Source organism: Actinospica sp. (genome assembly GCF_035552695.1).
GTDB lineage: Bacteria > Actinomycetota > Actinomycetes > Streptomycetales > Catenulisporaceae > Actinospica.
In genome coordinates this window covers 19,782-31,988 of record NZ_DASZKT010000087.1, presented here as the reverse complement: position 1 = coordinate 31,988, position 12,207 = coordinate 19,782, and the positions used below count along the sequence as shown (strand labels likewise).

Sequence of the window (12,207 nt, the reverse complement as noted above, 5' to 3'; positions counted from 1 at the left end):
GATATCTTCGGGTTGCTGGAGAACCTGTGGCAGGAGCGCGGGCTGACCGTGATCATGGTGACCCACGACTCCGAGCTGGCCCGCCGCGTCCCCCGACTGGCCCAGATCAAGCACGGAAAACTCACCATCAAGCGCGACCGGCTCGCCGCAAAGTAATCCGGTAGTGCCACCACGAGGCTCCGTCGACCCGCGCGGGTCGACGGAGCCTCACGGCTTGCGGCCGACCGCCGCGTAGCCGGAGTAGCGGGTTACGTCGCCGCCGAGCGCATCAGGGCCCGCGTCCGGGTCCGGACGCCAGTGGATCATGTCCACGAGGCCCGGCTCGACGACCTGGTAGCCGGTGAGCAGCGCGGCGATTTCCCGCTTGGACCGGTAGTGCATCTGATGGCTGGCACGCCGGTAGACCTCCTCGGCGTCCTTCGCCATCGTCGGCCGGTAGTCGTTGGTGGCGTGCGTGATCGCCAGGAAGGACCCGGGCGCCGTGACATCCCGATACGTGCCGACCACGCCGACCGGGTCATCGTCGTCACCGACGAAGTGCAGCACCGCGATCATCAGCACACCGACCGGCCGGGACAGGTCGAGCAACTCCCCGACCTCCGGCCGCGACAGCACGTACGCCGGATCGCGCAGATCCGCGTGCGCGACTCCGGTGTGCCCCTCCTCGTCGCGGAGCAGGGCCCTGCCGTGCGCGACCGCCACCGGATCGACGTCCACGTACACCGTCCGGACGTTCGGATTCACCGCCTGCGCGATCTCGTGCACGTTGCCGGTCGTCGGCATCCCGGAGCCCAGGTCGAGGAACTGGTCGATGCCGGACTCCACCATGAACCGCACCGCGCGGTGCAGCACCCCGCGCTGCGCCCGGGCGATCACCGGCATCTCCGGCAGCACCCGCATGTACTCCTCGGCCAGCCGCCGGTCGGCCAGGAAGTTGTGCGAGCCGCCCAGGAAATAGTCGTACATGCGTGCGGCCGACGGACGCTCGATATCCACCGAGTCGGGCGCCCACCGCGGCCGGGGACGATTCACCAGGACTCCGTTCTGACCGGACCAGGAACGCGCATCCGCCGAGTGTAACCGTCATGACACCGCGCCGGGAGGTGCGCGCCGCAATCGCCGGCCACGGTTTACCCGGTACCGCGCAGGGTGTACGGGTAGAATTTCACGTATGACGGCGTACGACGAGGGACTTTCCGAAGCCGCGATGCCGTCCCCCACCCGCAGGCAGCAGACGGGGACGCGAAGCGCGCGGTCGCTGCTGCTGACGGTCTTCGGCGAGTACGTGCGGCCGTCCGGCGAAGCGGTGTGGACCTCGACCCTGCTGCACGTGTTGACGGGGCTCGGCGTGGAGGAGAAGGCGGCGCGCCAGGCGCTGAACCGGATGGGCGCGGACGGCTGGATCGCCGCCGAGCGCACCGGCCGCCGGGTCCGCTGGGCGCCGACCGAGCACGGCAGGACCCTGCTGACCGAGGGCGCCGAGCGGATCTACTCCTTCGGCCGCGACCGCGAGTCCTGGGACGGCCGCTGGCTGGTGCTGCTGGTCACCGTGCCGGAGTCGCAGCGCGACCTGCGCCACCGGCTTCGCAACGGCCTGACCTGGGCGGGCCTCGGCAGCCCCGCGCCCGGCGTGTGGATCAGCCCGCACCCCTCGCGCGAGGCCGAGGCGAAGCAGGTCGTCGCCGACCTGGGCCTGGACGCGGCCGCGTTCTCCTTCTGCGGCCCCTTCGCCGGCGTCGGCTCCGAGCGCGACATGGTCGAACAGGCCTGGCACCTGGGCGAACTCGCCGAGGCGTACGAGGAGTTCGTCGCCCGCTTCGCGCCGCGCCCCGGCGCCTCCGGCGTTCCCGACACCTCCGGCGTTCCCGGCGCCTCCGACGTTCCCGGCCTCTCCGGCGCTCCCGGCCTCTCCGACGTTCCCGGCGCCTCCGACGTTCCCGGCGCCTCCGACGTTCCCGACTCCATCGGCACTCCGCGCACCCCCGACGAGATCCTCTTCGCCCAGATCCGCCTCGTCGACGAATGGCGCCGCTTCCCCCGCCTCGACCCGCAGTTGCCGCTGGAGATGCTCCCGCCGCACTGGATCGGCCTCCGCGCGGCCAACGTCTTCGACGACCTGCACCTGCAGTGGCACGCCACCGCCCTTCGCCGCTGGACGGAGCTCGCCGCCGCGGACTAAGGCCGCCGAGTGCGGCTTGCGGTCAGCGGTCCGCCGCTTCCGGCTTCAGGTTGTAGACGCGGGACGCGTTGCCCGCGAGCACGAGCGCGGCGGTCTCGTCGTCGGGGCAGAGGGCGGCGATGGCGCGGGCGTTCTTCGCGATGCCGGGGACGCCGGGCCAGTCCGTACCGAAGATCATCTTTCGGGTCAGCCGCGCCCAATCGTGCCGCGCGTAGTACGACTGGAGCCGGGACGGCGGGAGGCCGGACAGTTCGATCCAGACGCGCTCGTTGGACAGCGCCATGAACGCCGCGGCGTCGTACCACCAGCCGCGACCGCCGTGTGCGAGCGCGATGTTCAGGCCGCGGAAGTCGCGGAGCACGTCGTCGAGCAGGACCGGATCGGCGTACTTGTTGCTCGAGCCGGGGAACGTGCTCGTGCCGCAGTGCACGACGAGCGGGATCCCGGCGGCCTGGCAGACCTCGTATGCGGGATACAGGCTGCGGTCATTCGCGGCGACCCCCGCGTGCACGGGATGCACCTTGCACGCGACCGCCCCGAGGTCGAGTTGCCGCCGCAGTTCCTCGTCCACCGGATAGTGGAAGTGCGGATTGATGTTCGCGATCGGCCTGATCCGCGACGGGTTGTGCGCGACCGCGGGCAGCAGGTCCTCGATCGGCTGGATCCCGGTGGCCTTGGGGCTGTACTCGCTCAGCAGTAGCGCGACGTCCACGCCTTCGTTCGCCAGGTACGCGTCGAACTCGGCCGGCCGGAGCGTGCCGGACTCGTCGTAGAGCCGACCGAGCAGTTCGCGGTCCCCGAATTGTTCGGCCCACGTCCGCCACGCGGGTTTCAGCGTCGGCAGACGCGCGGCGTGCAGGTGGACGTCGATCAGCGTCCTGCCGTCGAGCATCAGGCGGTCCCGGGCTGGTAGTCGGCGATGAACTCGGTGTCCACACCGAGCGGACCGACGACGTTCGCGCCCCCGGCCGGGCCGAGCGGTGCATCGCGGCCGGGCAGGGACTGCGTGAAGAACCGGGCGTTGTCGTCCACGAACTCGCGCAGTTCGGCCGGCACGCGCCGGTCCTGGCTGATCGCGGAGACCGGGCAGGCCGGTTCGCAGGCCCCGCAGTCGATGCACTCGACGGGGTTGATGTACAGCTTGCGTTCGCCCTCGTAGATGCAGTCCACGGGGCACTCCTCCATGCAGGAGCGGTCCATGACATCGATGCAGGCCGCGGCGATGACGTATGGCACGGCGGCGGGTCTCCTTTCAGGCCGGGGACTTTCAGACCAGGGACTTTCAGACCAGAGCCACTCAGACAGCGCCACTCAGACCAGCGCGGGCGCGGGGAGGGGCGCGGCGTCGGAGGAGTGGCCCGGGAACAGCGGCTCGTGCGGACGGATCAGGATGGCGGCGTTGTTCACCGCGGTCGCCGCCTCGCCGAAGCCGACCGAGATCAGCCGCACCTTGCCGCGGTAGTCGGTGATGTCCCCGGCAGCGAACACGCCGGGCACGTTCGTGGCCATCGTCGTGTCTACGGGCAGATAGCGGTTCGCGGTCACCTCGAGGCCCCACTGCCGGATCGGCCCGAGGTTCGCCGTGAATCCGAGTGCTGCGATGACGGCTCGAGCCGGGCGTCGTGCCGTGCCGGCGGGTCCGGTGACGTCCACGAACTCGACGTGCCGGTCGCCCTGGATCCCGGTGACCTCGGCGTCAGTGATGATCTCGACGGTCGACGAGCGCAGTTGCGCGACGCTGTGCTCGTGCGCCCGGAACGCTGCGCGGCGGTGCACGAGCGTGACCGAGCGGGCGAAGGGCTCCAGACTCAGCGCCCAGTCGCACGCGCTGTCCCCGCCGCCGACCACGACCACGTCGTGCCCGGCGTGCGCCTCGAGTGAGGGCACGAAGTAGGACAGGCCGCGCCCGAGCCACTCCTCGCCGGCCGGTAGCGGCCGCGGCGTGAAGGTGCCGATGCCGCCGCTGATCAGCACCGCTCGGCAACGTATCTCAGTACCCGCATGCGTGGTCACCGTGACGACGCCGTCCGTGTCCCGGGTGAGGGATTCCGCGCGTTCGCCGAGCAGACAGGTCGGCGCGAAGCGTTCGGCCTGCGCGGCGAGTCCGGCCACCAGATCGCGGCCCTTGATCGCGGGGAATCCGGCGACGTCGTAGATCGGCTTCTCCGGATACATCGCGGTGACCTGCCCGCCGACCTCCGGCAGCGAGTCGACGACGGCGGTCGTCAGTCCGCGGAATCCGGCGTAGTACGCGGCGTACAGGCCGGCCGGCCCCGCGCCGACGATGAGTAGATCGCAGGCTACGGACATGCTCATGGAGTCGTCCCTCCCAACAGTCCCACGGCCGCGGCACGCAGCTCGACGCGGCGGACCTTGCCGGTGGCGGTCGTCGGCAGCGCGTCGAGGAAGATCACCCGCCGCGGCCGCTTGAATGAGGGCAATCCCTCGCGGCAGAACTCGATGAGCGTGGCCTCGCCTGTGACGTCGGCGTCGGCGTCGGCATTGGCAGCGAGTACGACGTACGCCACCGGCTTCTCCAGCCCGTCGGCATCCACTGTGGCGACGACCGCCGCCTGACCGACCGCCGGATGCTGCAGCAGCCGCGTCTCGACCTCGGCGGGCGCGACCCACATGCCGCTCGCCTTGATCATGTCGCCGGTGCGTCCGAGGCAGGCGTAGCAGCCCTCGGCGTCCTGCACGTACGTGTCGCCGGTGCAGAGCCATTCGCCCTGGAAGACATGCTGCGTGGCGTCGTAGCGCGACCAATAGCCGGTTGCCATCGACGTGCCGCGGACGTGGAGCGTCCCCGGCGTTCCGGGTGTGACCTCGTGGCCCTCATCGTCGAGGATGCGCAGGTCGTATCCGGGTACTGCGACGCCGGTCGTGCCGGGGCGGACGGCGCCCTCGCGGTTGGACAGGAAGATGTGCAGCATCTCGGTCATCCCGATGCCGTCGAGGATGTCGATGCCGAAGTGCTGCGTCCAGCGCCGATAGAGCACCTCGGGCAACGGTTCACCGGCCGACGCGCTGAGCCGCACGCCGGGTAGCGAGTCGGCCGGCAAATCGGCGTGCAGCATGTTGGCGAAGAAGGTCGGGCCCGCGAAGAACAGCGTCGCGCCGTACTCCCGAGCCCGATCGACCAGCGTCCCCGGCCGGGACGGGGACGGTTCCAGAATCGCCGTGGCGCCCACGGACAGCGGGAACAGCACCGAGTTGCCGAGCCCGTACGCGAAGAACGCCTTGGCGGCGGACAGGCACCGGTCCTCGGGCCGGATGCCGAGCACCTGCGAGCCGTAGGTTTCGCAGACCACGCGCACCGATCCGTGCCGGTGCATCGCTGCCTTCGGGGTCCCGGTCGTGCCCGAGGTGTAGAGCCAGAATGCGGGGGAGTCGGCCGACGTCGGGTACACGGCTTCGAGCGGCTCGTGCCGCGCGAGCTCGGCCAACGCGTCCCCGCCCAGGATCGCGACGAGCTCCGGTGACTGAGCCGCGGCCTTCTCGGCCGTCGTCGAGAGCTCGGGGCTGATGGCCAGATACCGGGCCCGCGCGTCGCGCAGCAACTCGGCGAGGCCGTCCGCGTGCAGCATCGTGGACACCGGCACGGGTATCGCGCCGATGCGCATCGCCGCGAGGAAGACCGTGACGAATTCCGGGGAATCGGCCATGTACATCAGCACACGTTGCTCGGGCTGTAGTCCGATCGCCCGCAGCCCTGCGGCCGTGCGTAATACGAGGTCGTACAGCTGCGCATAGCTGACGTCGCCGCTCGGCCCGGTGAGCGCGATCCGGTGGTCGCCACCATCGCCGCGCTCGAGATGCCGGTCGAGGAGGTACGTGCTGGCGTTGAACGTGCTGGTGTTGAAGGTGTTGTCGTCGATCACCGTGGTCATGGGCGCACCTTTGCGCGAGACGGCGTGGAGGGGTGGTTAGGCGAGGTGTACGTACTCATAGTCGAACGGTTTGCCGTTGATGCCTTGGCGGGGTGGTGCGATCCAGGCGGCGATCTTGCCGCGTTCGTGTACGGGTTGCATGAGGGAGCGGACGTAGGTTTTGTCGACGCCGGTCGGCAGCCATTCGCCCTTTCGGCGTTCCCATTCGTCGGCCGTGATGGTCTTCCCGTCCGGGGTGACCTCGATGGCTGAGAACGCGCCGACCCGCCGGTTGAATGCGATGCTCGGCAGAGCAAGCCGCTGCGGCAGGCCCGCGCTCTCCAGGATGCGGTTCCAGCGCGTGACGCCGTTCTGGCAGTCGTCGATGTACTCGCGCCGCAGGTCGGTGTTGAGCCCGACGAGCGCCGAGACCTCCGCCTGGCCGATCTCGCCGTCCACGACCGTGTCCACCAGGATCGCGTCGTCGGTCAGCTTGTGGTCGTCCTTGCGTCGGGTCTCGGCCCAGCGGCCCTTGATCCCGGCGGTGTAGTAGTTCGCGACGTTCGTCGAGGTCTCGGAGCCGAACAGGTCGAGCGAGACCGAGTAGTGGAAGTTCAAATACTTCTGAATGGTCGTCAAGGGGATTGCCCCGTGGGCGACGACTTCGTCGGTGTCGTTCTCGCACATCAGCTGCGCGGTGCGCTCGACGACGCGGTCGATGCCGGTGGTGCCGACGAACATGTGGTGAGACTCCTCCTTCAGCATGAACTCGCAGGTGCGCGAGAGCGGGTCGAAGGCGGATTCCTTGAGGGTGCCGAGCTGGTATTTGCCGTCGCGGTCGGTGAAGTAGGTGAACATGAAAAAAGACAGCCAGTCCGGGGTTTCTTCGTTGAAGGCGCCGAGGATGCGCGGCGAGTCCTCGCTGCCGGAGTTGCGGTGCAGGAGCAGTTCGGCTTCTTCGCGTCCGTCGCGGCCGAAGTAGGCGTGTAGCAGGTAGACCATGGCCCACAGGTGCCGGCCTTCTTCGACGTTGACCTGGAACAGGTTGCGCAGGTCGTAGAGGCTGGGGGCGGTCGCGCCGAGGTTGCGCTGCTGCTCGACCGAGGCCGGTTCGGTGTCGCCTTGGATCACGATCAGGCGGCGTAGGTCGGCGCGGTATTCGCCGGGGACTTGCTGCCAGGCCGGTTCGCCGAGGTGTTGGCCGAAGCCGACGCGCCGGTCCGGGTCGCGTTCGGCGAGGAAGATTCCCCAGCGGTAGTCGCGCATCGCGACGTGGCCGAAGTGTGCCCAGCCCTCGCGGCCCACGTTGATCGCGGTGCGCAGGTACACGTCCTGGGTGGGCAGCGTCGGGCCCATTGATTCCCACCAGGACAGGAAGTTCGGCTGCCAGGATTCGAGGGCGCGTTGCAGTCGGCGGTCCTCGTGCAGGTCGACGTTGTTGGGGATCTTCTCGGAGTAGTCGGCGGCGGTCGTGGTCATCGCGATCACACTCGCTTGCGGTCGAAGTCGGCGCGCTTTCCGGTGCCGTACGCGCGCAGCGCGCCGTCGGGGCCGGAGGCGTTGGGTCGGGTGAAGATCCAGTTCTGCCAGGCGGTCAGCCGTCCGAAGATCTTCGTTTCCATCGTTTCCGGGCCGACGAAGCGATAGTTCGCCTCCAGACCCGTCAGGGCGTCCGGGCTGAAGCTGTTGCGTTCCTCGACGGCGATGCGCACCTCTTCGTCCCAGTCGATGTCGTCGGGAGCGAAGGTGACCAGGCCCAGCCGCTCGGCCTCCTCGGCGTTCAGCGCCTTGCCTTCGGCGCTCTGCGCGGCCGCCAGCGCGTCGGGGTCGCCGAAGAAGCGGGTCTGCAGGCGCGTGAGGTCGTTGCCCATCGGCAGCGGCCCGAGGTTCATCGGGCCGAGGGTGATCGCGGCGGGTTCGGCGCCCGGATCGATGTCCTCGAACACGCCGAACAGCTGGTAGCTGCGGTCGGCGGCGAGCGCGAGTTCCAGCAGCGATCCGGCGAAGGCGCTGCCCGGTTCGATCAGGGCGATGATGCTGCGGCTGGTCACGTCCAGGCGCTTGAGGGTGCGCTTGAGGTAGAGGCGGATCTCGTTGGCCAGCCAGTCGTCCGCGTGCTCCAGCAGCAGCGCGTCGTACGCCAGCACCCGGGCCGCCTCGCCGCGCGTGCGGACGACCCAGGTGCCGATCTCGTTCTCGTTCGTGCGCAGGTCCAGGATCAGGTCGTCGAGCTCGCGCGTCATGGCGAGGGTCCAGAAGTCGGCGCCCTGCTCGTGCAACGCGGCGATATCTGACGGCGCGTCCGAGTCGGGCCCGAGCACAGTGATTTCCGCGACGCCGCGCGCCCGGTCGATCCGCGCGCTGACGTAGCGGTACTCGATCTCGTCCTGGGTCCGGGACTTGACCAGCTCGGTCAGCTGTACGCCGTGTCCCTCGATCGGCCGATTCGAATGCCCGGCGATCTCCAGGGCACGTTCGGCGACGGCCGCCTCCCACTTCGGCCGTGGGACCGCCTCGTCCACCAGCCGCCAACCCACGGCCTTCGCGCCGCCGACGCCCTCGGAGCGCGTGGAGAAGTAGTCTGCGATATCGCGGCGCACGTGCCGCTTGTCGACAACGCGCGTGAGTCCGCCGGTTCCCGGCAACACCCCGAGCAGCGGCAGTTCCGGCAGCGAGACCACCGACGAGCGGTCGTTGACCAGCATGATGTGGTCACACGCCAGCGCCAACTCGTAGCCCCCGCCGGCCGCCGTGCCGTTGACCGCCGCGAGGTACCTCTGGCCGGAGTGCGCGCTCGCGTCCTCCATGCCGTTGCGCGTCTCATTGGTGAACTTGCAGAAGTTCACCTTCCACGCGTGCGCCGAGCCCGCCAACATCCGGATGTTCGCGCCCGCGCAGAACATCTTCTCCTTGCCCCCGGTCACCACCACCGTGCGCACCTCTGGGTGCTCGAAACGCAGCCGTTGCACCGCGTCGTAGAGCTCGATATCCACCCCCAGGTCATACGAGTTCAACTTCAACTCGTAACCGGGCACCAGGCCACCGGCCTCATCCACATCCATCGTCAACGTGGCCACCGGACCGTCGAACGTCACCCGCCAATGCCGATAACGGGACGGCTCGGTACGGAACTCCACCTGCGCGGCGGCCTCGGTCATGGGTCATCCTCCACGTCTCGGTCTATCGAATACTCTACAAACTAACGCCGTAACGTCAATAGTTCGTAGACTATTGGAAGGATCCGCAGGTCACGTTCGGGAATCGTGGGTCTCGAGGGCCTTGCCGGAACGCTCTTATTGGACCAACGCGGTCGTCGTCAGCACGATCGCCGCGTCCTCGAGCGCTTCGAGGCTGTGCCGCGCCTGCGGGGCGATGAGCAGGTCCCCGCTCATCCCCTCCCAGGAGTTCTCGCCGCTGCGCAGTCGCACGCGGCCGCGCAGCACGAACACGCTCGCCTCGCCCGGGTTGCCGTGCTCGGACATCTCGGTTCCGGCGCGCAGCGCCACCAGCGTCTGCCGCAGCACGTGCTCGTGACCTCCGTAGACGGTCTCCGCGCTGCGACCGGCGGGGGATGTGGCGGCCCGTTCCAGGTGCTCGCGGGCCAGGGCGTCGAGGGAGAACTTCTGCATACCACCGAGTCTTGCACGGGCTCCGTGGATCTTCCCGGCGACACCGCAGGCCGCTATCCGCTGGCGCGATCGGCGCGTGACACGGGAGACTCGTGCGGCGCGAGATTCGTACGGCGCCGAAGCCGTCAGACGGGAGACGCCGCGGTGAGCTTGAGTCCTTCCGGTCCGATCAGTCCGACGCAGCGCGACCTCGGCGAGGTCGAGATCGCGCGGTACGTGCGTGATGCCTTCGGGCCGGGTGTGGAAGCCGTCGCGATGGCGCCCCTTTCCGGGGGCGGATTCGCGTCCGTGACCCGGATCGACTTGTCCGACGGGCGCAGTGTCGTGCTCAAGGTCGGGCCGTCGGCCGGGACGGGCATCCTCGCCTACGAGGACGGCGTCGTCGGCGCTGAGGCGCGGTATCTCCAGTTGGTCGATCGGCATCTTCCCGGCGCGCCGTTTCCGAGACTGCTGCACCACGGCGTGGACGCGTCACCTGGCGGCAGCGAGTGGCTCATCACGGAATTCCTGCCGGGCGTCGCGCTCACGGCGGTCGAGCAGGAAGCAGACCAGAACGCCGTCCGCGCCGATCTCGGTGCCACGGTCGCCCGCCTGCACACGATCACTGGCGCGCACTACGGCTACGACGGATGTCGTGCCTCCGGACGGACGTGGCACGAGGCGTACGCGGCCATCATCGAGTCCTTGCTCGACGACGCGGTTCGATGGAACGTGCGTCTCGTCGCCCCGCCCGAGCGCGTGCGTGCGGCGGTGGCCCGTGGCGCCGACGTCCTGGACGAGGTCGACCGGCCGGCGCTGCTGCACTTCGACCTCTGGGACGGCAATGCGCTGTGCGCCGCGGACGCGGACGGCCGATGGGGCCTGGCCGGGCTCGTGGACGGTGAACGGTTCCTGTTCGGCGATCCCTTGGTGGACTTCGTATCCCCGGCGCTGTTCCGAAGGATCGAGCAAGAGCCGGAGCATCCGTTCGTCCTCGGATACGCCTCCGTGGCCGGACGCCCGGTGACGTTCACCGCGCGAGAGTGCCGCAGGCTGGAGCTGTACCGGCTGCACCTGTACCTGCTGATGACGGTCGAGATGCCCAGCCGCGGGATGACCCGGGGGAACCAGCCTTGGCGATTCGACCGCCTCGAAACGCTCCTGCGCGATTGCCTGGACGTCATCGAGTCCTGGGACGCATGAGGATTCCTGGCGAGCGACCCTGAGCAGGAGCGCGTGCCGGTGCTCGGAATCCGGGCGTCGGCACGCACTTGCCTTGGTCTGCTCTGCCTAGTTGGCGCCGACCACCTGGAAGCTCGTGTTGACGAACACATGGTGCGGCCAGTTGGCGCCGATGGTGTGGACCTCGTACGTGCCGTCACTCAGCTGGACGACGCGGTCGACGAGCACGCCCGGGTAGGCGGCGAGCGCGGCCACCGTCGCCTGGTTCGCCGTGCTGCCGGTGACGATCGTGCCCTGACCCTCGGTGTAGTCGGCGGGAATCGTGCCGACGGATTTCGCCGTGCTCGGCGATCCCTGCTGGAACGCCTCGACCGCCGAATTGGCCGTGGTGTACGGGCTGTTCGCCGGCTCGATCGTCACCTGCGTGGCGCTGATCGTCGTGCTGTTCACGGTGCCGAGCACGAGCACCGGCGTGTTGGTCGTGATCGCGCTGGCCGTCGTCGAGCTCGAACCGTTCTCGTACGTGGTGGACGAACTCTCGTTGACGGTCACCTTCTGGCCGTCGGTGGTCGTCAGCGTGAAGCTCGAACCCGACACGCCGCTGACCGTGCCCGAGGTGCCGCCGGGCTCCGGTCCGGAGCGGGCGTTGGATCCGCCCCCCGCGCCCCCCGCGCCGCCCGAGGCTCCGGCGAAGGGGAACGACGCGGCCGTCGTCGTGCTGCCCGACGAGCCGGAGGTGGCGGCGAAGCCGATGGAGATCCCGGCCGCCACGCACACCGCCAAGGCGCCCGCGATCACCACGTTGCGCCTGCGCGAGAACAGCCGACGCAGTCCGGACTTCTGCTGCTCCGGCCCGGACGCGGGCACGAGCCCGGGCTGCGGCGCGTTCAGCGGCGGCCGCGGGCCGTCCGGCGCGTTCATCGCCGCCTGCTGCGCCGCGTTGAACTGCTGCGGGCCGTTGACCGTCGGCTGCGGGCCGTCCGGCGAGTTCAGCGGCGGCTGTGCGGCCGCCGGTGCGGTACCGTCTGCCCCCTGCTCTCCGTAGGGGCCGGTCGGAACGGAGTCGTTCATCGTGAGTCACCCTCTCTATGAGCTGCCTACAAACTAGAGGATGCCCAGCGATTCTCTGTTCCGGATGGGGCTGGAATATGAAGTTTCTTAGAAACGCCGCGCTCCCCCGGTAGCGCGGCCGCGGGAACTTCGTGCCGTGAGCAGCGGGTTGTGCGAGATCTCGGCGAGCGTGCCGAAGTACGCCCGCAGCGCCGCCCGGGATCCTGCATCCGCAGCGTCCCCGGTCAGCTCGGCCGCCTCACCCTGGTCCAGCGCTGTCGCCTCGCGCTGGTCCGGCGCTGTCGCTCGCACTAGTCGA

At 69.3% G+C, this 12,207-nt stretch carries 12 protein-coding genes; 2 read left to right on the top strand and 10 right to left on the bottom strand.

All coding sequences use genetic code 11. From position 1 onward, the window contains the following. Window positions 1-207 precede the first annotated feature (207 nt). Complete coding sequence (locus tag VG296_RS11205; RefSeq protein WP_414641084.1) at window positions 208-1,035, bottom strand: SAM-dependent methyltransferase; 828 nt, start codon at window positions 1,033-1,035, stop codon at window positions 208-210. A gap of 136 nt (window positions 1,036-1,171) precedes the next feature. Here VG296_RS11205 and VG296_RS11200 point away from each other — a divergent pair, with 136 nt between their 5' ends. Then, window positions 1,172-2,179 carry a PaaX family transcriptional regulator C-terminal domain-containing protein gene (locus VG296_RS11200; protein ID WP_325565585.1) on the top strand — a complete coding sequence of 336 codons (1,008 nt, stop codon included), beginning with the start codon at window positions 1,172-1,174 and terminating at the stop codon, window positions 2,177-2,179. A 22-nt stretch (window positions 2,180-2,201) separates the two neighbouring features. Here VG296_RS11200 and VG296_RS11195 read toward each other — a convergent pair whose 3' ends face one another. The 7 genes from VG296_RS11195 to VG296_RS11165 all read right to left on the bottom strand — a co-directional run bounded on the left by VG296_RS11195 (window position 2,202) and on the right by VG296_RS11165 (window position 9,677). Next, window positions 2,202-3,071 carry an amidohydrolase family protein gene (locus VG296_RS11195; RefSeq protein WP_325565584.1) on the bottom strand — a complete coding sequence of 290 codons (870 nt, stop codon included), beginning with the start codon at window positions 3,069-3,071 and terminating at the stop codon, window positions 2,202-2,204. After that, the gene (gene fdxA / locus VG296_RS11190) at window positions 3,071-3,415 is read right to left on the bottom strand and encodes a ferredoxin (RefSeq protein WP_325565583.1); all 345 of its coding nucleotides are present in this window, start codon (window positions 3,413-3,415) and stop codon (window positions 3,071-3,073) included. Before fdxA ends, VG296_RS11195 begins: the two co-directional genes overlap by 1 nt. A gap of 75 nt (window positions 3,416-3,490) precedes the next feature. Continuing rightward, a complete protein-coding gene (locus tag VG296_RS11185) occupies window positions 3,491-4,495 on the bottom strand; it encodes an NAD(P)/FAD-dependent oxidoreductase (protein WP_325565582.1) in 1,005 nt (334 codons plus the stop codon). After that, window positions 4,492-6,069: a benzoate-CoA ligase family protein gene (locus VG296_RS11180; RefSeq protein ID WP_325565581.1), complete on the bottom strand. Its 1,578-nt coding sequence runs from the start codon at window positions 6,067-6,069 to the stop codon at window positions 4,492-4,494. Before VG296_RS11180 ends, VG296_RS11185 begins: the two co-directional genes overlap by 4 nt. A gap of 36 nt (window positions 6,070-6,105) precedes the next feature. Next, complete coding sequence (gene boxB / locus VG296_RS11175) at window positions 6,106-7,527, bottom strand: benzoyl-CoA 2,3-epoxidase subunit BoxB (protein ID WP_325565580.1); 1,422 nt, start codon at window positions 7,525-7,527, stop codon at window positions 6,106-6,108. 5 nt (window positions 7,528-7,532) lie between these two features. Continuing rightward, window positions 7,533-9,206 (bottom strand): 2,3-epoxybenzoyl-CoA dihydrolase, encoded by a 1,674-nt coding sequence (gene boxC, locus VG296_RS11170; protein ID WP_325565579.1) that lies wholly within the window; start codon window positions 9,204-9,206, stop codon window positions 7,533-7,535. Between the two features lie 135 nt (window positions 9,207-9,341). Then, on the bottom strand, window positions 9,342-9,677 hold the full coding sequence (locus VG296_RS11165) for a LuxR family transcriptional regulator (protein WP_325565578.1): 336 nt from the start codon (window positions 9,675-9,677) through the stop codon (window positions 9,342-9,344). A 144-nt stretch (window positions 9,678-9,821) separates the two neighbouring features. Between VG296_RS11165 and VG296_RS11160 the strand changes: the two genes are divergently transcribed. Beyond that, complete coding sequence (locus VG296_RS11160; protein ID WP_325565577.1) at window positions 9,822-10,859, top strand: aminoglycoside phosphotransferase family protein; 1,038 nt, start codon at window positions 9,822-9,824, stop codon at window positions 10,857-10,859. Between the two features lie 87 nt (window positions 10,860-10,946). Here VG296_RS11160 and VG296_RS11155 read toward each other — a convergent pair whose 3' ends face one another. Next, window positions 10,947-11,909, bottom strand: a complete 963-nt coding sequence (locus VG296_RS11155; protein ID WP_325565576.1) for a hypothetical protein — start codon at window positions 11,907-11,909, stop codon at window positions 10,947-10,949. Window positions 11,910-11,996: 87 nt separating this feature from the next. Further along, window positions 11,997-12,200 (bottom strand): hypothetical protein, encoded by a 204-nt coding sequence (locus tag VG296_RS11150; RefSeq protein ID WP_325565575.1) that lies wholly within the window; start codon window positions 12,198-12,200, stop codon window positions 11,997-11,999. Window positions 12,201-12,207 lie beyond the last annotated feature (7 nt).

What these genes read in the sequence shown, in the direction of transcription:
- VG296_RS11155 (WP_325565576.1), bottom strand. Translation starts at nt 11,909, where the DNA reads ATGAACGACTCCGTTCCGACCGGCCCCTACGGAGAGCAGGGGGCAGAC.
- boxB (WP_325565580.1), bottom strand. Translation starts at nt 7,527, where the DNA reads ATGACCACGACCGCCGCCGACTACTCCGAGAAGATCCCCAACAACGTC.
- VG296_RS11165 (WP_325565578.1), bottom strand. Translation starts at nt 9,677, where the DNA reads ATGCAGAAGTTCTCCCTCGACGCCCTGGCCCGCGAGCACCTGGAACGG.
- boxC (WP_325565579.1), bottom strand. Translation starts at nt 9,206, where the DNA reads ATGACCGAGGCCGCCGCGCAGGTGGAGTTCCGTACCGAGCCGTCCCGT.
- VG296_RS11200 (WP_325565585.1), top strand. Translation starts at nt 1,172, where the DNA reads ATGACGGCGTACGACGAGGGACTTTCCGAAGCCGCGATGCCGTCCCCC.
- VG296_RS11185 (WP_325565582.1), bottom strand. Translation starts at nt 4,495, where the DNA reads ATGAGCATGTCCGTAGCCTGCGATCTACTCATCGTCGGCGCGGGGCCG.
- VG296_RS11195 (WP_325565584.1), bottom strand. Translation starts at nt 3,071, where the DNA reads ATGCTCGACGGCAGGACGCTGATCGACGTCCACCTGCACGCCGCGCGT.
- VG296_RS11180 (WP_325565581.1), bottom strand. Translation starts at nt 6,069, where the DNA reads ATGACCACGGTGATCGACGACAACACCTTCAACACCAGCACGTTCAAC.